This is a genomic window from Streptomyces gossypii (assembly GCF_025165795.1).
In the GTDB taxonomy this organism is placed as follows: domain Bacteria; phylum Actinomycetota; class Actinomycetes; order Streptomycetales; family Streptomycetaceae; genus Streptomyces; species Streptomyces gossypii.
Window position 1 is genome coordinate 79,469 of the sequence record NZ_JAJAGO010000020.1, and the last position, 22,714, is coordinate 102,182.

Annotated in this window: 16 protein-coding genes and 1 tRNA gene; 9 read left to right on the plus strand and 8 right to left on the minus strand. The window is 70.5% G+C overall.

What is annotated here, in order from left to right:
- Positions 1-141 precede the first annotated feature (141 nt).
- The 3 genes from LHJ74_RS31620 (at position 142) to LHJ74_RS31630 (ending at position 4,457) form a co-directional block, all read left to right on the plus strand.
- Positions 142-1,335: a serine hydrolase domain-containing protein gene (locus tag LHJ74_RS31620; protein WP_260221724.1), complete on the plus strand. Its 1,194-nt coding sequence runs from the start codon at positions 142-144 to the stop codon at positions 1,333-1,335.
- Between the two features lie 432 nt (positions 1,336-1,767).
- Entirely contained in the window at positions 1,768-4,017 is a 2,250-nt protein-coding gene (locus LHJ74_RS31625) for a glycosyl hydrolase family 18 protein (RefSeq protein WP_260221725.1), read from the plus strand.
- A 95-nt stretch (positions 4,018-4,112) separates the two neighbouring features.
- Positions 4,113-4,457, plus strand: a complete 345-nt coding sequence (locus tag LHJ74_RS31630; protein ID WP_260221726.1) for a chorismate mutase — start codon at positions 4,113-4,115, stop codon at positions 4,455-4,457.
- A 52-nt stretch (positions 4,458-4,509) separates the two neighbouring features.
- Here LHJ74_RS31630 and pyk read toward each other — a convergent pair whose 3' ends face one another.
- The 6 genes from pyk to LHJ74_RS31660 all read right to left on the minus strand — a co-directional run bounded on the left by pyk (position 4,510) and on the right by LHJ74_RS31660 (position 13,097).
- Positions 4,510-5,943 carry a pyruvate kinase gene (gene pyk / locus LHJ74_RS31635; protein ID WP_260221727.1) on the minus strand — a complete coding sequence of 478 codons (1,434 nt, stop codon included), beginning with the start codon at positions 5,941-5,943 and terminating at the stop codon, positions 4,510-4,512.
- Positions 5,944-6,074: 131 nt separating this feature from the next.
- Entirely contained in the window at positions 6,075-6,770 is a 696-nt protein-coding gene (locus tag LHJ74_RS31640) for an SIMPL domain-containing protein (RefSeq protein WP_260221770.1), read from the minus strand.
- Positions 6,771-6,790: 20 nt separating this feature from the next.
- Positions 6,791-8,377, minus strand: a complete 1,587-nt coding sequence (locus tag LHJ74_RS31645) for a lysine N(6)-hydroxylase/L-ornithine N(5)-oxygenase family protein (protein WP_260221728.1) — start codon at positions 8,375-8,377, stop codon at positions 6,791-6,793.
- A complete protein-coding gene (locus LHJ74_RS31650) occupies positions 8,374-9,870 on the minus strand; it encodes a pyridoxal phosphate-dependent decarboxylase family protein (protein ID WP_260221729.1) in 1,497 nt (498 codons plus the stop codon). The genes LHJ74_RS31645 and LHJ74_RS31650 overlap by 4 nt, the downstream gene beginning before the upstream one ends.
- A gap of 444 nt (positions 9,871-10,314) precedes the next feature.
- Complete coding sequence (pepN, locus tag LHJ74_RS31655; protein WP_260221730.1) at positions 10,315-12,870, minus strand: aminopeptidase N; 2,556 nt, start codon at positions 12,868-12,870, stop codon at positions 10,315-10,317.
- 143 nt (positions 12,871-13,013) lie between these two features.
- Positions 13,014-13,097: transfer RNA gene (locus LHJ74_RS31660), tRNA-Leu, on the minus strand.
- Between the two features lie 223 nt (positions 13,098-13,320).
- On the opposite strand from LHJ74_RS31660, the gene LHJ74_RS31665 reads away from it, so the two are divergent.
- The 6 genes from LHJ74_RS31665 to LHJ74_RS31690 all read left to right on the plus strand — a co-directional run bounded on the left by LHJ74_RS31665 (position 13,321) and on the right by LHJ74_RS31690 (position 19,549).
- On the plus strand, positions 13,321-13,935 hold the full coding sequence (locus tag LHJ74_RS31665) for an ANTAR domain-containing response regulator (RefSeq protein WP_260221771.1): 615 nt from the start codon (positions 13,321-13,323) through the stop codon (positions 13,933-13,935).
- Positions 13,936-14,328: 393 nt separating this feature from the next.
- Positions 14,329-15,450: a branched-chain amino acid ABC transporter substrate-binding protein gene (locus LHJ74_RS31670; RefSeq protein ID WP_260221731.1), complete on the plus strand. Its 1,122-nt coding sequence runs from the start codon at positions 14,329-14,331 to the stop codon at positions 15,448-15,450.
- A 175-nt stretch (positions 15,451-15,625) separates the two neighbouring features.
- The gene (locus LHJ74_RS31675) at positions 15,626-16,549 is read left to right on the plus strand and encodes a branched-chain amino acid ABC transporter permease (RefSeq protein WP_260221732.1); all 924 of its coding nucleotides are present in this window, start codon (positions 15,626-15,628) and stop codon (positions 16,547-16,549) included.
- Positions 16,546-17,919, plus strand: a complete 1,374-nt coding sequence (locus tag LHJ74_RS31680) for a branched-chain amino acid ABC transporter permease (RefSeq protein WP_260221733.1) — start codon at positions 16,546-16,548, stop codon at positions 17,917-17,919. Before LHJ74_RS31675 ends, LHJ74_RS31680 begins: the two co-directional genes overlap by 4 nt.
- Positions 17,916-18,785 carry an ABC transporter ATP-binding protein gene (locus LHJ74_RS31685; protein ID WP_260221734.1) on the plus strand — a complete coding sequence of 290 codons (870 nt, stop codon included), beginning with the start codon at positions 17,916-17,918 and terminating at the stop codon, positions 18,783-18,785. The genes LHJ74_RS31680 and LHJ74_RS31685 overlap by 4 nt, the downstream gene beginning before the upstream one ends.
- Positions 18,782-19,549, plus strand: coding sequence for an ABC transporter ATP-binding protein (locus LHJ74_RS31690; RefSeq protein WP_260221735.1), 768 nt, complete (start codon positions 18,782-18,784; stop codon positions 19,547-19,549). Before LHJ74_RS31685 ends, LHJ74_RS31690 begins: the two co-directional genes overlap by 4 nt.
- A 271-nt stretch (positions 19,550-19,820) precedes the next feature.
- Here the strand turns inward: LHJ74_RS31690 and LHJ74_RS31695 are convergent, their stop codons facing one another.
- Positions 19,821-20,297 carry a PaaI family thioesterase gene (locus tag LHJ74_RS31695; RefSeq protein ID WP_260221736.1) on the minus strand — a complete coding sequence of 159 codons (477 nt, stop codon included), beginning with the start codon at positions 20,295-20,297 and terminating at the stop codon, positions 19,821-19,823.
- 76 nt (positions 20,298-20,373) lie between these two features.
- Positions 20,374-22,644 carry an FdhF/YdeP family oxidoreductase gene (locus LHJ74_RS31700; RefSeq protein WP_260221737.1) on the minus strand — a complete coding sequence of 757 codons (2,271 nt, stop codon included), beginning with the start codon at positions 22,642-22,644 and terminating at the stop codon, positions 20,374-20,376.
- Between the last annotated feature and the right edge of the window lie 70 nt (positions 22,645-22,714).

Sequence of the window (22,714 nt, forward strand, 5' to 3'; positions counted from 1 at the left end):
CAGTGTTCTCACGGTGGTAAGTAGTAAGTAATGTTGACGGTATTCATAGGTGACTATATCGTTCCCGGCGTCGGAGCGCGAGTGGCGCGAGTGGCGCGGCGCCCGGCGGCGACGGGCCGTCAAGGAAGCGAGGGGCGGGCAATGGCAGAGGTCAGCAGTGTGCGGGGGACCACCGCGGAGGGTTTCGAGGAAGTCCGGGAGGAGTTCGCCGCCGTACGGGCCGAGGAGGGCGGGGAGCCGGAGGTCCAGCTCGCGGTGTACCGGCACGGGAAGCAGGTGGTCGACCTCTGGGCGGGGGTGGCGGGCGATTCGCTGCTCGGCCTGTACTCCTCGGCCAAGGGTGCGGCACATCTGACCGTGGCGCTGCTGGTGCAGGAGGGCGTGCTCGATCTGGACCGCCGAGTCTCCTCCTACTGGCCGGAGTTCGCCGCGGAGGGCAAGGGGGAAGTCACGCTGCGGGAGCTGCTGGCACACCGCTCCGGGGTGATCGGGGTGGACGGCGGCTTCCGTACGGAGGAGCTTGCGGACGACCGTCTGATCGCCCGGCGGCTGGCGGGCCAGCGGCCGTTCTGGCGCCCCGGCCAGGCGTACGGCTATCACGCGTTCGTTATCGGCGCCCTCACCGGCGAGGTCGTCCGGCGGGTCACCGGGCATTCGCTCCAGCAGATCTTCCGGGAACGGATCCAGATCCCCTACGGCATCGACTTCCATCTCGGTCTGCCCGAGGAGCTCGAAGCACGCTATGTGACGGTGCAGGCGGCGCGAGCGGTGCAGCCGGCGCCGTCCTCGCGGCCGGCGCCCACGCCGGACCCGGACAGCCTCGCCGGCATCGCCTTCAACCTGCACGCGAGCCCGCCCACCGACCTGGTGGAGTTCGCCAACACCCGCGCGGTGCGGGCGCTGGGCTCCGCTTCGGCCGGCGGGGTGGGGAACGCGCGGGGCCTGGCGGCGATGTATGCGGCGGCCATCAGCGAGGTGGACGGCCGGGCGCCGTTGCTCAAGCCGGAGACCGCCGCCGAGTTCGGCAGGGTCCACTGGAGGGGCACGGACTTGGTCACGGGGGAGCGGGACCATTTCGGCCTCGGCTTCGAGGCGCAGAGCGTGCGGTATCCGCTCCTGAGTGAGGGCGCGTTCGGTCACAGCGGAGCGGTGGGCGCGCAGGCGTTCGCCGATCCGGCCAGCGGCATCGCGTACAGCTACACGCGCCGCCGGTTCGCCGTGGGTGGGGGAGGCGGGGCGCAGGAGAACCACCGCTTGGTGGCGGCGGTGCTGCGCGGGGCCGCGCCCTCCGGTCGGCCGCTTCCTCCTGCGTACTCCGAGGCCAAGAAACGGTAAAGTTCTCGGAGTTGGTCCAGTCCAATATGGGGGCCGTAGCTCGGAGGAGGGGTTTCGATCGCCCGATTGGTACGGTCCAAGTCCTCGGATGTGCGTTGACATGTACGCACGGGGCGGTTGTTCTGAAGGTCTGTACCGCAGCGCAGCGCGTCCGAAGCCCCGCAGTGGCAGGACACGTTCACGCCTCCGTCACCCGCCATCGGCGTGCGGCGGGCACGCGGACGCGGACCGGCCACGGGGGTGCCCCGATGGCGGCGGCCCCGGCAGGGGCGGGCCGCCTCGCCTCCGCTACCCCCAAGGAGAGCCGTGTCCCCACCGAGACCCCCACGCTGGTTACGAAGGTCCCCCCGGAGTTCGCCGCACAGACTCCCGCACAGATCGGCCCGCAGAGCGCATCGGTTCACGACGCCCTTCCGGAGGCGGCTGACCGCCGTGCTCGCCGTGTTCACGCTGGCGCTGGCCGGACTCACCGGGCTGGCCGCCCCGGCGCAGGCCGAGACCGGGCTCACCGCGACGTTCACCAGCACCGGCAGCGGTTCGTCATGGACCGGCAAGTTCGTCGTCCAGAACAGCACCGCCACCGCCGTGGAGGGCTGGTCGCTGGAGTTCGACCTGCCGGAGGGGGTGACCGTCAGCGGGCACACCCACGGCACGGCGGAGGTCGACGGCACGCATGTGACCGTGACACCCGCCTACTACAACTCGCGGGTGCCCGCGAACCGTTCCACCGAGCCGTACAGCTACCAGTTCCAGTCCTCCGGCCCGATCGGGACGGCAGCCGGCTGTCTGATCAACGGCGAGAAATGCGACGGCAGCCCGGCCGTACCACCGAAGGCGCCGACCGGGGTCAGCGTCGCCGACAGCACCGCCCACACGGTGAGCCTCCAGTGGAGCGCGGCAGTCAAGGGCGACTTCCCCGTCACCTCGTACGAGGTGCTGCACGGCGGCACGGTGGTCGGCGCCAGCGCCACCACGGAGGCCACCGTCCGGGAACTTGAGCCCGCGACGAGTTACGAGTTCACCGTCCGCGCCAAGGACACCCGGGGCAACGTCGGCGCCCCCAGCGGCCCCGTCACCGCGACCACCGTCGATCCGGCGACCGACCCGGAACCGCCGACGGCGCCCCGGAACCTGCGGGCCGGCGAGGTCACCTCCAGCACCGTGGAACTGAGCTGGGACGCGGCGACGGACAATGACCGTGTCGCCGCGTACGACGTCTACCAGGGCGCCGACCTGGCCGCCAGCCTGCCTGCCGACACCCTCACCACCACGCTCAGCGGCCTGGCGCCCGCCACCGGATACGACTTCACGGTCAAGGCCCGGGACGCGGCCGGCAACGCCTCCCCGGCCAGCAACACCCTGGCCCTCACCACGGACGATCCGGTGGGCGACGGGGGATACGCCGAGGTCGGCTACTTCGTGCAGTGGGGCATCTACGGCCGCCAGTACTTCGTCAAGAACCTCGACACCTCCGGGGCGGCGGCCAAGCTCGACGTCATCAACTACGCCTTCGGCAACATCGATCCGAAGAACCTCACCTGTCTCAACGGCGTCACCAAGGGCACCACCACCGACCCCCAGGACCCGAACCAGGGCGACGGAGCGGGCGACGCCGATGCCGACTACGGCCGGGCCTTCCCTGCTGCCCAGTCCGTGGACGGCGTGGCCGACGACGGCTGGGGCAAGCTGCGCGGCAACTTCAACCAGCTCAAGAAGCTCAAGGCCAAGCACCCGCACCTGAAGATCCTGCTCTCGCTGGGCGGGTGGACCTACTCCAAGTACTTCTCGGACGCTGCCGCGACGGAGGCCTCCCGAGAGAAGTTCGTCAAGTCCTGTGTCGACATGTACATCAAGGGCAACCTGCCCGAGTACAACGGCGCGGGCGGCGAGGGCGTGGCCGCCGGCATCTTCGACGGCATCGACCTGGACTGGGAGTGGCCCGGTTCCCCCGACGGACACCCCGGCAACCACTGGAGCCCCGAGGACAAGGCGAACAACACCGCGCTGATCGCCGAGTTCCGCGAGCAGCTCGACGCGCTGGGCGGCGAGCACAAGCTGCTGACCGCGTTCACCCCGGCCGACCCGAAGAAGATCGACGCGGGCTGGGACATCTCCAGGATCTTCGACGATCTCGACTACGCGAACATCCAGGGCTACGACTTCCACGGATCCGGCAGCGACAACTCCTGGGAGCCGAACCGCACCGGCCATCAGGCCAACCTCTACCCCGACGAACAGTCGCCGTACGAAACCGACTTCAGCATCGACGGCGCCGTACAGCACTATCTGGACGCGGGCGTCAGCCCACGGAAGCTCACGTTCGGCTTCCCCTTCTACGGCCGGGGCTGGCAACAGGTCGAGGCTGGGGCCGCCGACGGCGAGTACCAGGGCGCCAACGGGGCTGCTCCCGGCCAGTTCCCGGAGGAGGCCGGGATCCGCGGGTACCAGAACATGATCACCGGCGTGCCCGACCTCACCGTCCACCATGACACCGAGTCCGTGTCCACCTACGGCTATACGGGGCCCGGCGGGCAGTGGTGGTCGTTCGACGACGCCTGGTCCATCAAAAAGAAGACGGAGTACATCAAGTCGAAGGGCCTGCTCGGCGGGATGATCTGGGAGATGTCCGGTGACACGCCGAACGGCTCCCTGATGAGCGCCCTGCACGGCGGGCTCCAGTAGTGAAGCGCCCCGGCGGGGGACGACGCGCCCGGCCTCCCGGCGTGTCACCCCTGCCGGGGCGCCGACCGGAGGGGACGGCATAGGCTTTGCCGACAATGAATGAGATCGACGGGACCGACGAGTCCGTACGGGCGCAGCTGGAAGAACTGCGCGACAGCATCGACAACATCGACGCGGCGGTGGTGCACATGCTCGCCGAGCGCTTCAAGTGCACGCAGCGCGTCGGGCGGCTCAAGGCGGAGCATCGGCTGCCCCCGGCCGATCCGTCGCGCGAGGCGCGCCAGATCACCCGGCTGCGGGAGCTGGCCGAGAACGCCAAGCTGGATCCGGCGTTCGCCGAGAAGCTGCTGAACTTCGTCATCGCCGAGGTCATCCGGCACCACGAGACGATCGCCAGGGAGCCGGTACCCGGCGCCGCGGACGAGGGCCGCGACGGCTGAAGTACCGGCTGTAGCCACGGCTGTAGCGACGGCTCCCGCCTGGCGGGGGCCGTCAGCGGCGGGAGTCGTCCTCGCCGATGTGGTGCACATGGACCAGGTTGGTCGTACCGGGGACGCCGGGCGGCGACCCCGCCGTGATCACCACGATGTCGCCCTTCTCGCAGCGGCCGATCTTGAGCAGCTGCTCGTCGACCTGGTCGATCATCTCGTCGGTCGTCTGCACCGTCGGCCCCAGGAACGTCTCCACGCCCCAGGTCAGATTGAGCTGCGAGCGGGTCGCCGCGTCCGGGGTGAAGGCGAGGACCGGGATCGGCGAGCGGTAGCGGGCCAGCCGGCGGACCGTGTCGCCGGACTGCGTGAAGGCGACGAGGAACCGGGCGCCGAGGAAGTCGCCCATCTCCGCGGCAGCCCGCGCCACCGCGCCGCCCTGGGTGCGCGGCTTGCTGCGCTCGGTGAGTCCGGGCAGGCCCTTGGCCAGCATGTCCTCCTCGGCCGCTGTGACGATCCGGCTCATCGTGCGGACCGTCTCCACCGGATAGTGGCCCACGCTGGTCTCGCCCGACAGCATCACCGCGTCGGTGCCGTCCATCACCGCGTTCGCCACATCAGAGGCTTCGGCGCGGGTCGGACGGGAGGCGTCGATCATCGACTCCAGCATCTGCGTCGCCACGATCACCGGCTTGGCCATGCGCTTGGCCAGCTTGACCGCCCGCTTCTGGACCATCGGCACGGCCTCCAGCGGCATCTCCACGCCGAGATCGCCGCGCGCGACCATGAGTCCGTCGAAGGCGTCCACGATCGACTCGAGGTTCGCCACCGCCTGCGGCTTCTCGATCTTGGCGATCACCGGGATCCGGCGCCCCTCCTCCTTCATCACCCGGTGCACCTCGCGGATGTCGTCGCCGCTGCGCACGAAGGAGAGCGCGATCAGGTCGGCTCCCATCCGCAGTGCCCAGCGCAGGTCCTCGACGTCCTTCTCGCTGAGCGCGGGCACCGAGACCGCGACACCGGGCAGGTTGAGGCCCTTGTGATCGGAGACCATGCCGCCCTCGATCACCCTGGTGCGCACCAGCGGCCCCTCGACCGCCTCCACCTCCAGCGTGACCCGGCCGTCGTCCACGAGGATGCGCTCACCCGGGGTGACGTCCGAGGCCAGACCGTCGTACGTGGTGCCGCAGCAGGTCCGGTCGCCCTCCATCTCCTGCACGGTGATCGCGAACTCGTCACCGCGTTCAAGGAGTACTGGACCTTCACGGAAACGCCCGAGCCGAATCTTCGGACCTTGAAGGTCGGCGAGCACTCCCACGCTGCGGCCGGTCTCCTCGGACGCCCGGCGGACCCGCTCGTAACGCGCCTCGTGCTCGGTATGCGTGCCATGGCTGAGATTGAGCCTGGCCACGTCCATACCCGCCTCGACAAGCGCTTTGATCTGCTCGAACGAATCCGTGGCGGGGCCCAGTGTACTGACGATCTTTGCTCGGCGCATACGTCGAGCTTAGGACTTACCAGTCAGTAGAGAACTGTGGAGAGGTAACTGTCCAACGTCCTTCTGATGAAAGGCTGTTGACAACTAATAAACTGGGCGGGCCCCCGCTCCGATGAGCACTTCGCAGACCTTCAGAGGACCGGAGGATGCATCGTGAAGCGCGCGTTGACGCGTGCGTACACAGTCTGCCGCTCGGGCTCCAGATCCAGCTGCGGAGGGGGCGCGCCGGCCCCGCCGGGGGCTGCCGCACGGCCCAGGCCGCCGGGCGCCGCGGGCATCATCGGCGGCCCCTCCGCGTCCAAGTCCGCCAACTCCACCAGCGCCGCCAACTCCGTGCCCAGTGCGCCCGCGTACTCCCGCGCGCGCGTCACCGCCTCGCGCACCGCCTGCTGGCGGGCCTGCGCGTACACCGGGGAATCGGGCCGCAGACTCCACCACGGCCCGGACACCCGGGTCAGCTCCAGATCGCCGAGCCGCGTGGTCAGCTCACCGAGGACGGCGAAGTCGGCAAGGACGGCGGACACCTGCACCCGCCCGTGGTAGGCGTGCACCCGCTCGCGGCGACCGCCCTCGGTGAGCTGCGGGGTGATGCTGACGGAGCCCGTCTCCAGCTTCTCCACCGCCTCGCCGTAGCTCTTGACCAGATCCAGCACCTGCGTGTTGCGCCGGGTGAGATCACCGAGCGCCGCACGCTGGCCGGTGCCCCGAGCGGTGACGATGATCCAGATCCGGGCGATCTCCGGTTCGACCTCCAGCCGGGCCTCACCCCGCACGGCGATCCTGGGGGCGGCGGGGGTTCCGTAGGGGACGGGCTGCTCGGCGTTCATCGGGGACTCCCTCGTCGTCGTCACCGTGGGTACGGTACGCCCCCACCCTCTCCCCTCCCGGTGCTCTCCTGCCGTGCGCCCTCCTCCTGCCGTCCGGTGCCCTCGTCCCGCAGTCCGAAGGTGGTGAAGGCGCTGCGCCGCGGCAGCGGGAACTGCTCTCCGCCCGTCACCGCGTTGAGGATCCGGGCGCTGCGGTACGCCGCGAGCCCCAGATCGGGAGCGCCGACGCCGTGCGTGTGCCGCTCCGCGTTCTGTACGTGCACCGCGCCCCGCACCGACGGGTCGAGGACGATCCGGAACTCCTCGTCGATACGCGGGCGCCGCCTCGCGTCGCGCCGGATATGAGGATCGAGAGCCGACAGCAGCCCCTCGCAGGAACGTTCCCGGTAACCGGTCGCCAGCACCACCGCGTCCGTCACCAGCCGCGAGCGCGCGCCCTGCTCGGCGTGTTCGAGGTGCAGCTCCACCTGAGCCCGGCCGATCCGGCCCGCCGTACGGACCCCGACGCCCGGCGTCAGCACCGCGTCCGGCCAGCCGCCGCTCAGCGTGCGCTGGTACAGCTCGTCATGGATCGCCCCGAGGGTGCCGTGGTCGATCGCCTTGTGCAACTGGCCCTGGCGTGTGAGCAGGCCGTCCCGTACCTGCTCCGGCAGTCCGTGGAAGTAGCGGGCGTAGTCGGGGGTGAAGTGCTCCAGCCCCAGCTTGCTGTACTCCATGGGCGCGAACGCCGGGCTGCGGGTGACCCAGTGCAGCCCCTCCGCCCCGGCGGGGCGCCGCCGGAGCAGGTCCAGGAAGACCTCCGCGCCCGACTGGCCCGAGCCGACGACCGTCACATGGCCGGCGGCCAGCAGCCGTGCCCGGTGCGCCAGGTAGTCGGCCGAGTGCAGCACCGGCACCGTCGGCGCCTCCAGCAGCGGCCGCAGCGGTTCCGGTACGTGCGGGGCCGTGCCCACGCCGAGACACAGGTTGCGCGCGTATGCACGGCCGCGCGCCTGGACCGTGCCGGAACCGGCGTGCAGCCGGGTGAAGTCCAGCTCGAACACGGCCCGCTCGGTGTTCCAGCGCAAGGCGTCGATCCGATGGCCGAAGTAAAGCCCCACCCCGCCGCCCCCGGCAGTGCCCGCAGCCCCACTGGTCCCGCCAGTTCGGTCGGCCGGATCGCCCGGGGCACCCGACCGCGTCGGGCGTGACTCCAGTTCCGTGCACACCCAGCGGCAGTACGCCTCGTACTCCGCCCGTGTGATGTGGAAGCGCTCCGCGAAGTAGAAGGGGAACAGCCGCTCCCGCGCCCGCAGATAGCGCAGGAAGGACCATGGGCTGGCCGGGTCGGCGAGGGAGACGAGGTCCGCCAGAAAGGGCACCTGGAGAGTGGCACCCTCGATCAGCAGGCCCGGATGCCAGGAGAACTCCGGCTGCTGTTCGAAGAACGCCGTACGCAGGCCGGGGACTCCGTGCGCGAGTGCGGCAAGTGACAGGTTGCACGGGCCGATGCCGATCCCGGCGAGATCGAGTGGACGGGCCCGGGGGACGGCCGAGTCGGCGGAGTGCACGTGTGCGGCGGCGGAGTGGGCCGGGCGAGGGGAGGGGGCCGCAGCAGCTGAGGTCATCGCGGCGCAGGTCCTTCCCACCATCCCGTGTCATGCGGCTGCCCCGTGCCGTGGGTGCCCGCGGCATCCCGTACGAGCTTCAGCAGCGCGCTCAGATCACTGGGCTGGACATGCGGGTTGAGCAGCGTCGCCTTCAGCCACAGCCGGCCGTCCAGCGAGGCCCGGCCCAGCACCGCGCTGCCCTCCGTCAGCAGCCCGCGGCGGATTCCGGCCACCGTGCCGTCGCCGGCGCCCGCCGGGCGGAAGACCACCGTGGACAGCGTGGGCAGCGACCGCAGTTCGAACTCGGGGTCGGCCGCCACCAGGTCCGCGAGGCACTCCGCCGCCGCACACGTGCGCTCCACCAGATCGGCCATTCCGCGTCGCCCCAGCGCCCGCAGGGTGACCGCTGTCTTCAGCACGTCCGGCCGCCGCGTGGTACGCAGTGAGCGCCCCAGCAGATCGGGGATTCCCGCCTCGCTGTCGTCGCCGGCGTTGAGGTAGTCCGCACGGTGGTCCAGCGGGCGCAGCGCCGCCCCGTCCGGGACGGCGAACAGCCCGGCGGCGACCGGCTGCCAGCCCAGCTTGTGCAGATCCAGCGTGACCGAATCCGCTTGCTCCACGCCCGCCAGCCGCTCCCGCAGCAGATCGCTGAACAGCAGCGGCCCGCCGTAGGCGGCGTCCACATGCAGCTGTGCGCCGTACCGGCGGGCGACGGTCGCGATCGCGGGCAGCGGGTCCAGGTCGCCCGCGTCCGTGGTGCCCGCCGTCGCCACCACCAGATACCGGCCCGGTTCCGACGGGCGCGCGCCCGCCGCCTCCAGCGCCCGGGCCAGCGCGCCCGGGTTCAGCACTCCCCGGGGCGCCGGGACGGTCAGCGGCGCCGCGAGACCGAGCAGCCACGCCGCCCGGCGCACGCTGTGATGCGCGTTCTCCCCGCACACGACCCGCACGCCGGGACCGTGCCGCTCCCGTGACAGCAGCACACCCAGCTGGTTCGACTCGGTGCCGCCGGTGGTCATGAGCGCGTCCGCCGCACCGCCCGGTCCGTAGACCAGACCGGCCAGCGCCGCGCAGGTCACAGCCTCCAGCTCGGAGGCGGCGGGTGCCTGGTCCCAGGAGTCCATCGAGGGATTCAGCGCGCTCGCGGCCAAGTCGGCGGCGACCGCCACCGCCAGCGGCGGACAGTGCAGATGTGCGGCACAGAGCGGGTCGGCGGGGTCCGCGGCGCCTTCGGCGAGCAGGCGCACCAGCGTCCGTAAAGCTGGGACCGGGCCAGTGCCCGACTCCGGCAGCGCGTCCGGCACCAGCGCGCGGACCCGCCTCGCCACCGCGGACGGGCCGCCGCGCGGCAGCGGGCCGCACCGCTCGCCCGCCCCCTCCGCGAGCGAGTCCAGCACCTCCGCGATCAGCGGACGCAGTACGGACGGCCCGGCGGTGCCGCCCGCGAGCAGACGGGCCCCTTCCAGGCCGGATCTCCCGTTGCCAAAATCTTCAACGACGGACGCAGGCATGGGCGGCGGGACCTCCCCTTCGGAGATTGGAGATCGGAGAGAGGGTGTCGCCGAAGTCTCCCCCGGCTTCGGCGGGGGACACCCCCGCCGTCGGACGCGTCCGAGCTGCCCGCCGGGCGGACGAGGACGGCCCGCCGCCTTGCGGCTGCACGCACCAGGCCCCTCGGCTTCACCGGCAGGCGGCGCCGCTGCGGGCACCGCCTGCCGACGAACACCACCCCCGCCGACGGCGTTCCCTTCACGACACCCCCGGGCTGTGCGGACACGCCCCAGGCATACCTAAGCTACGCACGCCGCACGCCGCCGCCGCCGATGTGCGCGTTCTTTCGCCCGAAGGGGGTATCGGCGCAGGGGATCCGGGCCCTCCTCTGCTATACGCGCGGCTGCCCCGGCCGGTCACCGCAGCCGTGACAGAAGATCCGCCAAGGAGCCCCTGGCGCCGCGTCAGCCTCGGGCAGGGCCAGGGCCAGGGCCAGTCCGGGCCTCCCGAACCGCCAGCGCACGGCGCAGGTCGTCCAGCTGGTCCGCGAGCTGCCGCCGCAGCGCGGGCGTGGGGCCGTCGGTGGCCAGGCATTCCGTGCCCCGCCGCACCGCGTCCTCGTCGATCACGAAGAACGGGAACGCCCAGTGGCCGATCGCCGCCGCGATCGAATCCCCGCGCCGGGCCGCCAGTTCGACCGCCGCGCCGTAGTAGCGGCCGACGTACTCCTCCAGCAGTGCGGCCTGCTCCGGCTGCCAGAACCCCTGTGCGGTGGCGGTGACGAGGTACTTGGACAGCCGGTCGTCGGTGCCGAATATGGCGTCCCAGGCTGCCGCCTTGGCCGCCGCGTCCGGCAGCGCCGCACGGCACCGGGCCGCCCCCTCCTGCCCGGTCGCGCTCGGATCGGCCTCCAGCGCCGCGGCGATCTCCGGCTCGCCCACCGCGCCGAGCACCGAGAGCCGCCGCAGCACCCGCCAGGAGAGTTCCGGGTCCAGCGCCGGACCGCCCGGCACCGTGCCCGCCGCACGCCAGGCCAGCAGTTCGTCCGGAGCGGTCGCGCTGTCGGCGAACGTCCGCACCGCGGTGAGCCGGACGCCCGGTGCCGAGCCGCCCGCCGTACGCGCCAGCAGTTGGCGGCAGGTGTCCGCGATCGCGTCCAGCGCCTCGGTACGCGCCACGCCGCTCAGGAACCTGTCGGCGACCTGCGTGCGGGCGAAGGACAGCACGCCCTGCACCACCGCGTTGTCCGTCTCGGCCGGCAGGTGCGCCCGCATCGTCGCCAGATACTCGGCCGGTGCCAGCTCCGCGTCCCGCACCAAGTCCCGCGCCGCGTTCCACAGCACCCCGCGCGACAGCGGATCGGGAAGCCCAGAGAGACAGTCGCGGACGCTGCGCCAGGACTCGGCGTCCAGCCGGACCTTCGCGTACGTCAGATCGCCGTCGTTCAGCAGCACCAGGTCGGGGCGCGGGCCGTCCGCGGCGTGGGTGAGCGGGGCGCCGTCCTCAAAGAGGTCCTTCTCCAGCCGCTCCCGCAATACCAGACGGGCCGGGTCCGCGGGCGCCCGGTCGTAGAGTCCGACGGCCAGCCGGTGCGGGCGCCCGCCCTCGTGCCCGATCTCCAGCCACCACCGCCCGTCGGCCTCGCCGACGCGCGGAGTGAGGGTGTCGACGCCGGTGGTGCTCAGCCAGCGGGCGGCCCAGGCGTGCACATCGCGCTCGGTGGAGACGCGGGCGAGCGAGTCGAGGAAGTCGTGCAGGGTCGCGTTGCCGAACCGGTGCCGGGCGAAGTGCTCGTTGATACCGGCGAGGAAGGTCTTCTCGCCGAGCCAGGCGACGAGTTGGCGCAGCGCGCTGGCGCCCTTGGCGTACGAGATTCCGTCGAAGTTGAGCCGGGCGGCGGCCGTGTCCGGCACGTCGTCGGGGTCGGGGGCCACCGGGTGGGTGGAGCCGCGCTGGTCGGCGTCGTAGCCCCAGCCCTTGCGGGCCACCGCGAAGTCCGTCCAGGTACCGGTGAAACGCGTGGACTCGGCGAGGGTCTGGAAGCCCATGTACTCGGCGAACGACTCGTTCAGCCAGATGTCGTCCCACCAGCGCAGCGTGACCAGGTCGCCGAACCACATGTGCGCCATCTCGTGGGCGATGACCATGCCGCGGGTCTGCCGGTCCGTCTCGGTGATCGCCGAGCGGTGGATGAACTCGTCGCGGAAGGTGACGAGTCCGGGATTCTCCATCGCACCGGAGTTGAACTCCGGCACGAACGCCTGGTCGTAGGAGTCGAACGGGTAGGGCTCGTCGAAGAGCTCGTCGTAGCGGTCGAAGAGCCGCCGGGTGAGGTCGAACAGCTCGTCCGCGTCGGCGTCCAGGAACTCCCCGAGCGAGCGTCGCACGTGCAGGCCGAACGGCAGCCCGGCGTGCTCGGTGCGCACCGAGTGGTAGGGGCCGGCGGCCACGGCCATCAGATAGGTGCTGATCGGCGGGGTGGGCGCGCACTCCCAGTGGCCCTCGCCGGTCCGCTGGGCGATGCCGTTGCCCAGCACCGTCCACTCGGGCGGCGCGGTGACGGAGACCTGGAACACGGCCTTGAGGTCGGGCTGGTCGAAGCAGGCGAAGACGAGCGGCGCGTCGTCCATGCAGCACTGGGTGTACAGATAGGTGAGCCCGTCGGCGGGGTCGGTGAAGCGGTGCATGCCCTCGCCGACCCGCGAGTAGGGCATGTCCGCCTCGACGCGCAGCACGTGCTCGCCCGCCGGCAGCGCGGTCAGCGGCAGCCGGCCGTCCGCGAGGGAGGAGGCGGCCAGTGCCGCCCCGTCCAGTTCGGTGCCGTCCAGCTCGGCGCGGTGCAGCGTGTGCGGGCGCAGTTGCACGAAGGTGTCCGTTCCCGCCTCCCGAACGGTGAAACGGATCACGGTCGTGGAGCCGAAGACCTCGGCGCCACGGGTCAGATCGAGAGTGATCTCATACTGCTGGACGGTGAGGAGGCGGGCTCTGGTCTGCGCTTCATCGCGCGTCAGTACGGACATGGGCCCATGCTGCCGTACCCCCGGCCTGCGCGCACCGGGCCTTCCAAGTGGCTGGGAGCCTGTCGGGCGGCCTCGGTGACGCCTTACCGCGCCGCCGCACCGGAGGATCCGCTGGGGGAGGCCCCCAGCGCACCGTGAATGAGTGCCGGGTGCGGGATTCGAACCCGCACGCCCTCTCGGGCAATCGATTTTGAGTCGATCATGTCTGCCCATTCCATCAACCCGGCCGGGACAGCTCGCCACGAGCATACCGTGCGCCGAGTACGGTCTGGAGGTAGGTAGGGTCGGAGTTCCCATCTGTGTTGAACGAGGAGCCCTGTGAGCACCCCGGACGCCCCCGAGCCCAGCCCGACGGCGCAGCCCGAAGCGAACCCCGCAGACCCCACCGCGGCGAGTCCTGCCGAGGGTCCCGCCGGGAGCGGTTCCGCAGCCGAGGAGGAGGGCGCACATGTGCCGCCGCACACGACGCGGGTCGTGATCGCGGAGGACGAGGCCCTCATCCGGATGGATCTGAAAGAGATGCTGGAGGAGGAGGGGTACACCGTCGTCGGCGAGGCCGGGGACGGCCAGACGGCGATCGAGCTGGCCCGCGAGCACCGGCCGGACCTGTGCATCCTCGACGTGAAGATGCCGGTGCTGGACGGCATTTCGGCCGCGGAGCGGATCGCCGAGGAGAACATCGCACCGGTGCTGATGCTGACCGCCTTCTCGCAGCGCGAGCTGGTGGAGCGGGCGCGGGACGCGGGCGCCATGGCCTATCTGGTGAAGCCTTTCAGCAAAAGCGACATCGTTCCGGCCATCGAGATGGCGGTCTCGCGCTTCACAGAGTTGCGGGTGCTCACCCAGGAGGTGGCCGACCTCTCCGAACGGCTGGAGACGCGGAAGCTGGTGGACCGCGCGAAGTCGGTGCTGCAGACGCAGTACGGGCTGTCCGAGCCGGCCGCGTTCCGCTGGATCCAGAAGACGTCGATGGACCGTCGCCTGTCCATGCGGCAGGTCGCGGAGGCCGTGATCGAGGACGCCGAGGAGAAGAAGGCCGCCGCCGAGGAGAAGAAGCAGCGGTAACGGCCAGGCCGGTAAGCGTGGGCGGGCCGTCCCGGCCCGCCCTGCCGCTCCTCCCGCCCCCGCCGCCCTCGTCCCGGTGAGGCGATTGCGCTGGTCAGCAGCTGTACGCGCGGGTGTGCCCGCAGGGTCTGCGGACGCTGGGTGATCTTCCCTGTTCGTCCGGTGGTCGGTCAGTAGTGTTCTGATTTCGGCGCATGTCTCAGGTCACAGGGCGATCACATCTGCACTCGGTGGGTATCTGGGGCCGCGCCCCTGGCAATAGATTCCGGCGCACACCGCACGAGCGTGTGGTCCGCGGCTCCGTGATCACCTGCGGGCGCCGCGATGGTCCCGGCTGGCCCAGGGGGTTCGACAGTGGTTCGTACGAAGATCGCCAGAATAGGCATACCTGTGGTGGCGGGCGCGCTCCTGCTCACCGCTTGCGGTGGCGACGACAGCGGAGACGGCGGCGGCGGCGTCACCATCGGCTACCAGGGCCCGCTCTCCGGCGACAACGTCCAGTTGGGCGTGAACATGGAGTACGGCGTCAAGCTGGCCATCAAGGAGGCGAACGCCTCCGGCGACCTCGACTTCAAGATCAAGTACAAGGCCGTCGACGACCAGGGTCTGCCGGAGAAGGCCACCGCCGCCGCGCAGAAGGCGATCGACGACCAGGACGTCAAGGCCGTCGTCGGCCCTGCCTTCTCCGGTCCGACCGACTCCGCCTCGCCGCTCTACACCCAGGCCGGAATGGCAACGGTGTCACCGTCGGCGACCCGCCCCGACCTGACGGAGAAGGGCTACAAGAGCCTGCTGCGCGCGGTGCCCAACGACGCCTCCCAGGGCGCAGGCATGGCGGCGTACTTCGACAAGAAGACCGACGCCAAGAAGGTCATGATCGTCGACGACAAGACCGACTACGGGGTCGGTCTTGCTGATGTCGCCGAGAAGGAACTGAAGGCCGTCGGCATCGAGGTGACGCGCACCAGCGCCCAGCAGAAGACCCCGGACTACAGCGCCACCGCCAAGAAGGTGGCGAACTCCAAGGCGGACGGCCTCATTTACGCGGGCTATTACCAGGACGCCGGACCCTTCGCGAAGAAGATCAAAGAAGCCGGTTTCGACGGCATCATGATGTCGGACGACGGCACCAAGGACGACCAGTTCCTCAAGCTGGCCGGAAAGTCCGCCGAGGGCTGGTACCTCACCTGCCCGTGCACCGACCCGAACGTGGACGCGAAGACCAAGAAGTTCGCGGCGGATTACAAGAAGGAGTACAAGGAAGCCCCCGGCACGTATTCGGCCGAGTCCTACGATGTCACCAACATGATCATCGAGGAGCTGAAGAAGGCGGGCCCCGACGTGGAGCGCCAGGCGCTCGCCGACGCACTCGCGAAGGCCGAGTACAAGGGCCTCACGAAGACGTTCTCCTTCGACGACAAGGGCAACCTCAAGAAGCAGGCGATCTTCCTGTACCAGGTGAAGAGCGGGAAGATCGAGTACCAGGGGAGCATCGAAGAGCTGACGGCCAGCTGAGCGCGGGGCCGGCCCCGGCCTGACGGTGCGGTGCGCCTGACCCCCGGCCCGGGGGTCACCGCGCCGCACCGTCCGGCGCGCCGGACCGCAGTTCCGCCCGCCCGCTCCTGTCCCCGGCCGCCCCGGCACGCCCGCCCGGCCGGCACGGACACTCATCCCCAAGGAAGTCAGTTCGATGTCCCTCAGTGAATTCTGGGACTTTCTTGTCCTAGGGGTGGTGCTCGGCTCTCTCTACGCCGTCATCGCCATCGGCTACACCCTCGTCTACGGCGTGCTGCAACTGCTGAACTTCGCACACAGCGAGGTGTTCATGTTCGGCGGTTACGGCGGCCTCATCGCACTCACCGCCTGGTCACCCGTCACCAGCCCGTCCGGCTTCCAGTCCGTCGCGTATGTGGCGGTCGGCATGTGCGCCGGCGCGGCTTTGGGCGGAATCGCCGCCTACGGACTGGAGAAGGTCGCCTACCGGCCGCTGCGAAGGCGGCACGCGCCACGGCTGGTGTTCCTGATCACCGCCATCGGTGCCTCCTTCTTCCTCTACAACCTGGCCGGCAAGCTCTTCGGCCGCAACGCGGCACCGATGCCGACCATGTACGAGAACAAGAAGCTGTTCTCGGTCTTCGGCGCGGACATCAACATCACCCAGCTGCTCATCCTGATCTCGGCCGTGGTGATGATGATCGGACTCGACTATGTGGTGAACCGGACCAAGCTGGGCTCCGGCATCCGGGCGGTCGCGCAGGACCCCGAGGTCGCCTCCCTGATGGGTGTCGACATCGACAAGGTGGTCTCGCGCACCTTCGTCATCGGCGGACTGCTCGGCGGCGCGGCGGGATTCCTGTTCGGAACCAACCAGCAGGTCTTCTACACGATGGGCTTCCTCCCCGGCATCACGGCGTTCGCCGCCGCGGTACTGGGCGGGATCGGCAATGTCCGCGGCGCGATGGTCGGCGGCATGCTGCTGGGCATCGTGGAGAACCTCACGGTCGGCTTCTGGGGCGACGGCTGGCGCTACGTCGGTGCCTTCGCGGTCCTGGTCCTGGTGCTCATGTTCCGGCCGACGGGCATTCTCGGCGAACGGGTGGGGAGGACGGCATGAGCAGCGGCATCACGAAAACGGCATCCGGCGGCCCGGCCTCGACAGCACGCCTGCGCGGCGTCGCCTGGTACCAGCACCCGCGCTGGTCGCGGCTGACCGCGATGGTGGCCATCGCGGTCGTGCTCACCATGGTCACCGGCGAGCAGGGCACCGACCGGGACATCTTCTTCGCACTGCGCGAGGACTTCACCGGGCCCCTGCCGTGGATCTGGCTGGGCCTGTGCCTGCTGGTGTGGACGGTGCGCGAATTCTGGAGCGAGCCGATCCGGAAGGTACGGCGGGCGTCCGTGGCCAAGTCGGACCCGCCCGTCGCGTGGGTGCGCGGGCAGTGGCGCGGCGACCGGCGCATCCGCCAACTGGTCCTGGCCGCGCTCGTGGCGGTCGCCGCGTTCGCGCCGATGGGCCTGGAGCGCTACTGGCACCAGGTGCTGGTGGACCAGATAGCCATCTACGTCCTCCTCGCCATCGGCCTGAACGTCGTCATCGGCTGGGCGGGCATGCTCGACCTGGGCTTCGTCGCGTTCTTCGCCATCGGCGCGTACAGCGCGGCCTTCTGGACCGGAGCGCTGCCGGTGGACCCGCCCTTCGAACTGAACAACTTCCTGGTGATCCCCGTCGCGGTGCTCACCTGCCTGATCGCCGGACTCATCCTCGGGGCGCCAACCCTGCGGCTGCGCGGCGACTATCTGGCGATCGTGACGCTCGGGTTCCACGAGATCGTCTACATCACTGCCAAGAACGTCGAGGACTTCACCGGCGGCGCGCGCGGCGTCTCCGGCGTCGAGCACTTCTCCATCGACATGGGCTTCAGCTACGAGTGGAAACTCGATCCGCTGCCCTACTACTGGCTGCTGCTCGGGTTCATCGTGCTGCTCGTGTTCCTCTTCATGCGGCTGGAGCACTCCCGGGTGGGCCGCGCCTGGACCGCGATCCGCGAGGACCAGGTGGCCGCCGCCGCCACCGGCGTGAACACGGTGCGCTTCAAACTGATGGCGTTCGCCATCGGCGCCTCCACCTCCGGCATCGCGGGCGTCGCGTACGCGAGCAAAGTCGGCTACTTCAACCCGGAGAACTTCCCGCTGCTGGCCTCGGTGCTGGTGCTGGCCTATGTGATCTTCGGAGGCATGGGTTCCATCCCCGGAGTGCTCTTCGGCGCGGCGTTCCTGGTGTGGCTGCCCGAGGTGCTGCGTGACTACGTGGACCCCCGCGACCGCTACATGTATCTGGGCGCGCTGCTGGTCATCATGATGATCTACCGCCCGCAGGGTGTCTGGCCGTCCAAGCGCCGCCAGCGCGAACTGAAAATGGCAACGGAGGGCACCGTCGACGGCGACGCCACGGCCGCGCCGGCGGGAGGCAAGGTGTCATGACGGTGAAGGTGACGAAGGACGAGACCCCCGGCGGCAAGCCGGAGTCGGTCACGGGCGATCTGGTACTGGAAACGAAGGGTGTGACACTGCGGTTCGGCGGTGTCACCAGCCTGGACTCCGTCGAGCTGCGGATGCTGCGCGGCGAGATACTGGCGGTGATCGGGCCCAACGGGGCGGGGAAGACCTCTCTGTTCAACTCGCTCACCGGCGCGTATGTCCCGCAGGAAGGGAAGATCACCTTCCGTTCCGGCAAGGGCGGCGAGCACAGCCTGCTGGGCTGCAAGCCGCATGTGGTCAGCCTCCTCGGGGTGGCCCGTACCTTCCAGAACATCCGGTTGTTCGGCGCGCTGACCGCACTGGAGAACGTCAAGATCGCGGCGGAGACACGGCTCAAGGCCGGCCCCGTATCGATCATGCTCGGGCTGCCCAGAGCGCGGAAAGCCGAGCGGGAGAGCGACCTCAAGGCGCACGAGATGCTGTCGTACGTCGGACTCGACAGCAAGATGAACGAGCTGGGCGGCTCGCTCAGTTACGGCGACCAGCGACGGCTGGAGATCGCCCGCGCGCTGGCGACGGACCCTGAGGTGCTGCTGCTGGACGAGCCCGCGGCGGGTACCAACCCGACCGAGAAGCGGGAACTGGAGGAGCTGATCCGCCGGATCAACACCGAACGCGGAGTCAGCGTGCTCCTCATCGAGCACGACATGCGGCTGGTGATGTCGGTCGCGGACCGCGTGATGGTGCTCAACTTCGGCAGGAAGATCGCCGAGGGCGCGCCGGAGCAGGTGCAGCGGGACCCGGCAGTCGTCGAGGCGTATCTCGGGGTGGCCCCACAGGAAGAACCGGCCGCGGAGGGACAAGAGTGAGCACCACCAAGCTGGCGAAGGAGCCGGAGGGCACCGAACCCACGGCCGCCCCCGCACTGCTGGAACTCCGCGACCTCCGGGTCTTCTACGGAGCCATCGAAGCGCTCAAGGGCGTCAACCTCAGCGTGCGGGAGGGAGAGGTGGTCGCACTGCTCGGCGCCAACGGCGCCGGCAAGTCGACGACGCTGCGCACCGCCTCCGGCATGCTGTCCCCCCGGTCCGGAGAGGTGCTGCTGCGCGGCGAGCGGATCGACGGCATCAAGCCGCACAACCTGGTGCGCTTCGGGATCGGCCATGTGCCGGAGGGCCGCCGAGTCTTCGCCCGCATGACGGTGCGGGAGAACCTCGAGATGGGGGCCTACCGCTTCAAGTCCCCCGACCAGGACGAGATGGACCGGATCTTCGGTCTCTTCCCGAGGCTCGCGGAACGGAGCAGCCAGCTGGGCGGCACCCTTTCCGGCGGCGAGCAGCAGATGCTGGCGATCGGCCGCGCGCTGATGGGCAAACCGGAACTGCTGCTGCTGGACGAGCCGTCGATGGGCCTGGCCCCGCTCGTGGTGCAGCAGATCTTCGAGATCCTCCGGGAGATCAACCAGCAGGGCACCACGGTGCTGCTGGTCGAACAGAACGCGGCGCAGGCACTGCAGCTCGCCGACCGCGGCTACGTCCTGGAGACGGGAACGGTGGCGATGCACGAGGAGGCCTCGGCACTGCTGGCCGATCCCCGGGTGCGCGCGGCGTACCTGGGCGAGATCGCCGAGTAGGTGCTGCTACTCCTCGCCCGCCTCCGGCCGCTCGTGCCCGACCCCGACGTTCCTCGACACGGCGCTTCCTCGTGCCTCGGTCGCTTGGTCTCGTCGCTTTCGGTGTCGGCGCGGCCTTTGGCGGGCGAGGGGGTGCCTCGCCCGGCCTCCGGCCGCTCGTGCCCGACGCCGACGTTACTTGACACGGCGCTTCCTTGTGCCTCGGTCGCTTGGTCTCGTCGCTTTCGGTGTCGGCGCGGCCTCTGGCGGGCGAGGGGTTTCGGCTGGCGCGTCAGCCCGCCGTGCCCGGCTGCGGGCTGTCGCGGAGGAGGCAGGTGAGGCGGGCTGTGCAGACCCGCTTGCCGGACTCCTCCTCGGCGATCACGATCTCGTACGTCGCCGTGCCGCGCCCGCGGTGCAGCGGCGTGGCCGTGCCGGTGATCATCCCGGACCGGACGCCCCGGTGGTGGGTGCAGTTGAGGTCGACACCGACGGCGACCTTCTGCGGCCCGCCGTGCAGCATGGCGCCGACGGAGCCGAGCGTCTCCGCGAGCACGGCGGAGGCACCACCGTGCAGCAGCCCGTACGGCTGGGTGTTGCCCTCGACGGGCAGCGTGCCCGTGACACGCTCCGGCGCCGCGTCCACGACCCGCAGCCCCATCCGCTCACCCAGATGTCCCGCCGAGAACAGCGCCGGCAGATCGATCCCGGAACCGGCCCACTCGTCGAGGACCTGCTGCGGGAACCTGGTCGTGGTCTGCTCGCCCATGGGCTGCGTGCTCCGTTCACCTGCGTTGCTCGGCTGTGTCTCCCGTTCCTATCAGAGCGGGGAACCGGCCGACGCCTCAAGCCGGGGTGAGGCGGATCACCAGGGACTTGCTGGCCGGCGTGTTGCTGGTGTCGGCGGTGGCGTCCAGCGGCACGAGCACGTTGGTCTCCGGATAGTAGGCGGCGGCACAGCCCCGTGCGGTGGGGTAGTGCACGATCCGGAAGCCGGGGGCGGTGCGTTCGGTGCCGTCCCGCCACTCGCTGACCAGATCCGCGTAACTGCCGTCCGCGAAACCGAGCGCGGTGGCGTCCTCGGGATGGACGAGGACGACCCGGCGGCCGTTGCTGATGCCCCGGTAGCGGTCGTCGAGGCCGTAGATCGTGGTGTTGTACTGGTCGTGCGAGCGCAGAGTCTGGAGCAGCAGACGGCCCTCCGGCACCTGCGGGTATTCGAGCGGTGAGGCCGTGAAGTGGGCCTTGCCGCTGGCCGTGGGGAAGGTCCGGGTGTCGCGCGGCGCGTGCGGAAGGGTGAAGCCGCCGGGGCGGGCGACCCGGCGGTTGAAGTCCTCGAAGCCGGGGACCACGCGGGCGATGCGGTCCCGGACGAGTGAGTAGTCGGTCTCGAAGTCCTCCCAGGGCGTGGCCGATTTGGGCCCGAGCACCTGACGGGCGAGGCGGCAGACGATCGCGGGCTCGGAGAGCAGCCGGGAACCGGCCGGCTCCAGCCGCCCCCGGGAGGCGTGCACCATGCCCATGGAGTCCTCGACGGTGACGAACTGTTCGCCGCCGCTCTGCACGTCGCGCTCGGTGCGGCCCAGCGTGGGCAGGATCAGCGCCCGCGCGCCGGTGACGCAGTGCGAGCGGTTCAGCTTGGTGGAGACGTGCACGGTGAGGCGGGCACGCCGCATCGCGTCCTCCGTCACGGCCGTGTCCGGGGAGGCGGCGACGAAGTTGCCGCCCATGGCGAAGAACACCTTGGCCCGACCGTCCCGCAGGGCACGGATCGCCCGTACGACGTCCAGCCCGTGCGCCCGTGGCGGCGCGAAACCGAACTCCTGCTCGAGCGCGTCCAGGAAGGCGGCCGGAGGGCGCTCGAAGATGCCCATCGTGCGGTCGCCCTGCACGTTGCTGTGGCCGCGGACGGGGCACACCCCGGCGCCGGGGCGGCCGATGTCGCCGCGCAGCAGCAGCAGGTTGACGATCTCCTTGATGCTGGGCACCGCGTGCTTGTGCTGGGTCAGGCCCATCGCCCAGCACACGACGGTGCGTCCGGAGGCCAGGACCATCCGCGCGGCCTGCTCGATCCTGGCGCGCTCCAGACCGGTCGCCCGCTCCGTCTCCGGCCAGTCCACCGCCTCCGCCGCTGCGGCGAACTCCTCGAAGCCGAGGGTGTGCTCACGGATGAACGCGTCGTCCGCACCGCCCGCGGCCAGGACCAGCTTTCCGAGCGTACGGAAGAGCGTCTGGTCGCCGCCGATGCGGATCTGCAGGAAGAGGTCGGTCAGCGCGGTGCCGCCCCCGGTCAGGCCGCGCGCGGTCTGCGGGTTCTTGAACCGCTCCAGCCCGGCCTCGGGCAGCGGGTTCACCGTGATGATCTTCGCGCCGCCCGCCTTCGCCTTCTCCAGCGCGCTGAGCATGCGGGGATGGTTGGTGCCGGGATTCTGACCGGCCACGATGATCAGCTCAGCGCGGTGCAGATCCTCCAGCAGCACGCTGCCCTTGCCCACGCCGAGGGTCTCGGTGAGCGCCGAGCCGGAGGACTCGTGGCACATGTTGGAACAGTCGGGCAGGTTGTTCGTGCCGAACTCGCGGGCGAAGAGCTGGTAGAGGAAGGCCGCCTCGTTGCTGGTGCGGCCGGAGGTGTAGAAGACCGCCTCGTCCGGAGAGCCCAGCGCGGTCAGCTCCTCGCCGATGATCTCGAAGGCCCGCTCCCAGCCGACCGGCTTGTAGTGGGAGGCGCCCTCGGCCAGATACATCGGCTGGGTGAGCCGCCCCTGCTGCCCCAGCCAGTAACCGGAGCGCTCGGCCAGCCCGGCGACCGGATGGCGCGCGAAGAAGGCCGACGTGACCCGCTGCCGGGTCGCCTCCTCGGCGACGGCCTTGGCGCCGTTCTCGCAGAACTCGGCGGTGTGCCGCTTTTCCGGCTCCGGCCAGGCGCAGCCGGGGCAGTCGAAGCCGTCCTTCTGATTGACCTTGAGCAGGGTGAGCGCGGTACGCCGCACGCCCATCTCCCGCTGGGCGGCGCGCAGCGAGTGCGCCACGGCGGCCGGACCGGCCGCGGAGTGACGCGGCTCACCGACCTCGGGCGCGTCCTGGACCGGGTCGTGTGCGCGCGGCTTTCGGCTCATGCCCCGATGCTCGCACGCGGTGCGGCTCCGGCGTCACTCCTCGTACCCGCCCGCTGGCCGCCGGGAGGGG

Bases quoted from the DNA above. Each gene is read 5' to 3' on its own strand.
- LHJ74_RS31675 (WP_260221732.1), top strand. From the start codon at position 15,626: ATGTCCCTCAGTGAATTCTGGGACTTTCTTGTCCTAGGGGTGGTGCTC.
- LHJ74_RS31680 (WP_260221733.1), top strand. From the start codon at position 16,546: ATGAGCAGCGGCATCACGAAAACGGCATCCGGCGGCCCGGCCTCGACA.
- LHJ74_RS31645 (WP_260221728.1), bottom strand. From the start codon at position 8,377: ATGACCTCAGCTGCTGCGGCCCCCTCCCCTCGCCCGGCCCACTCCGCC.
- LHJ74_RS31695 (WP_260221736.1), bottom strand. From the start codon at position 20,297: ATGGGCGAGCAGACCACGACCAGGTTCCCGCAGCAGGTCCTCGACGAG.
- pyk (WP_260221727.1), bottom strand. From the start codon at position 5,943: ATGCGCCGAGCAAAGATCGTCAGTACACTGGGCCCCGCCACGGATTCG.
- LHJ74_RS31620 (WP_260221724.1), top strand. From the start codon at position 142: ATGGCAGAGGTCAGCAGTGTGCGGGGGACCACCGCGGAGGGTTTCGAG.
- LHJ74_RS31685 (WP_260221734.1), top strand. From the start codon at position 17,916: ATGACGGTGAAGGTGACGAAGGACGAGACCCCCGGCGGCAAGCCGGAG.
- pepN (WP_260221730.1), bottom strand. From the start codon at position 12,870: ATGTCCGTACTGACGCGCGATGAAGCGCAGACCAGAGCCCGCCTCCTC.
- LHJ74_RS31700 (WP_260221737.1), bottom strand. From the start codon at position 22,644: ATGAGCCGAAAGCCGCGCGCACACGACCCGGTCCAGGACGCGCCCGAG.
- LHJ74_RS31630 (WP_260221726.1), top strand. From the start codon at position 4,113: ATGAATGAGATCGACGGGACCGACGAGTCCGTACGGGCGCAGCTGGAA.
- LHJ74_RS31640 (WP_260221770.1), bottom strand. From the start codon at position 6,770: ATGAACGCCGAGCAGCCCGTCCCCTACGGAACCCCCGCCGCCCCCAGG.
- LHJ74_RS31650 (WP_260221729.1), bottom strand. From the start codon at position 9,870: ATGCCTGCGTCCGTCGTTGAAGATTTTGGCAACGGGAGATCCGGCCTG.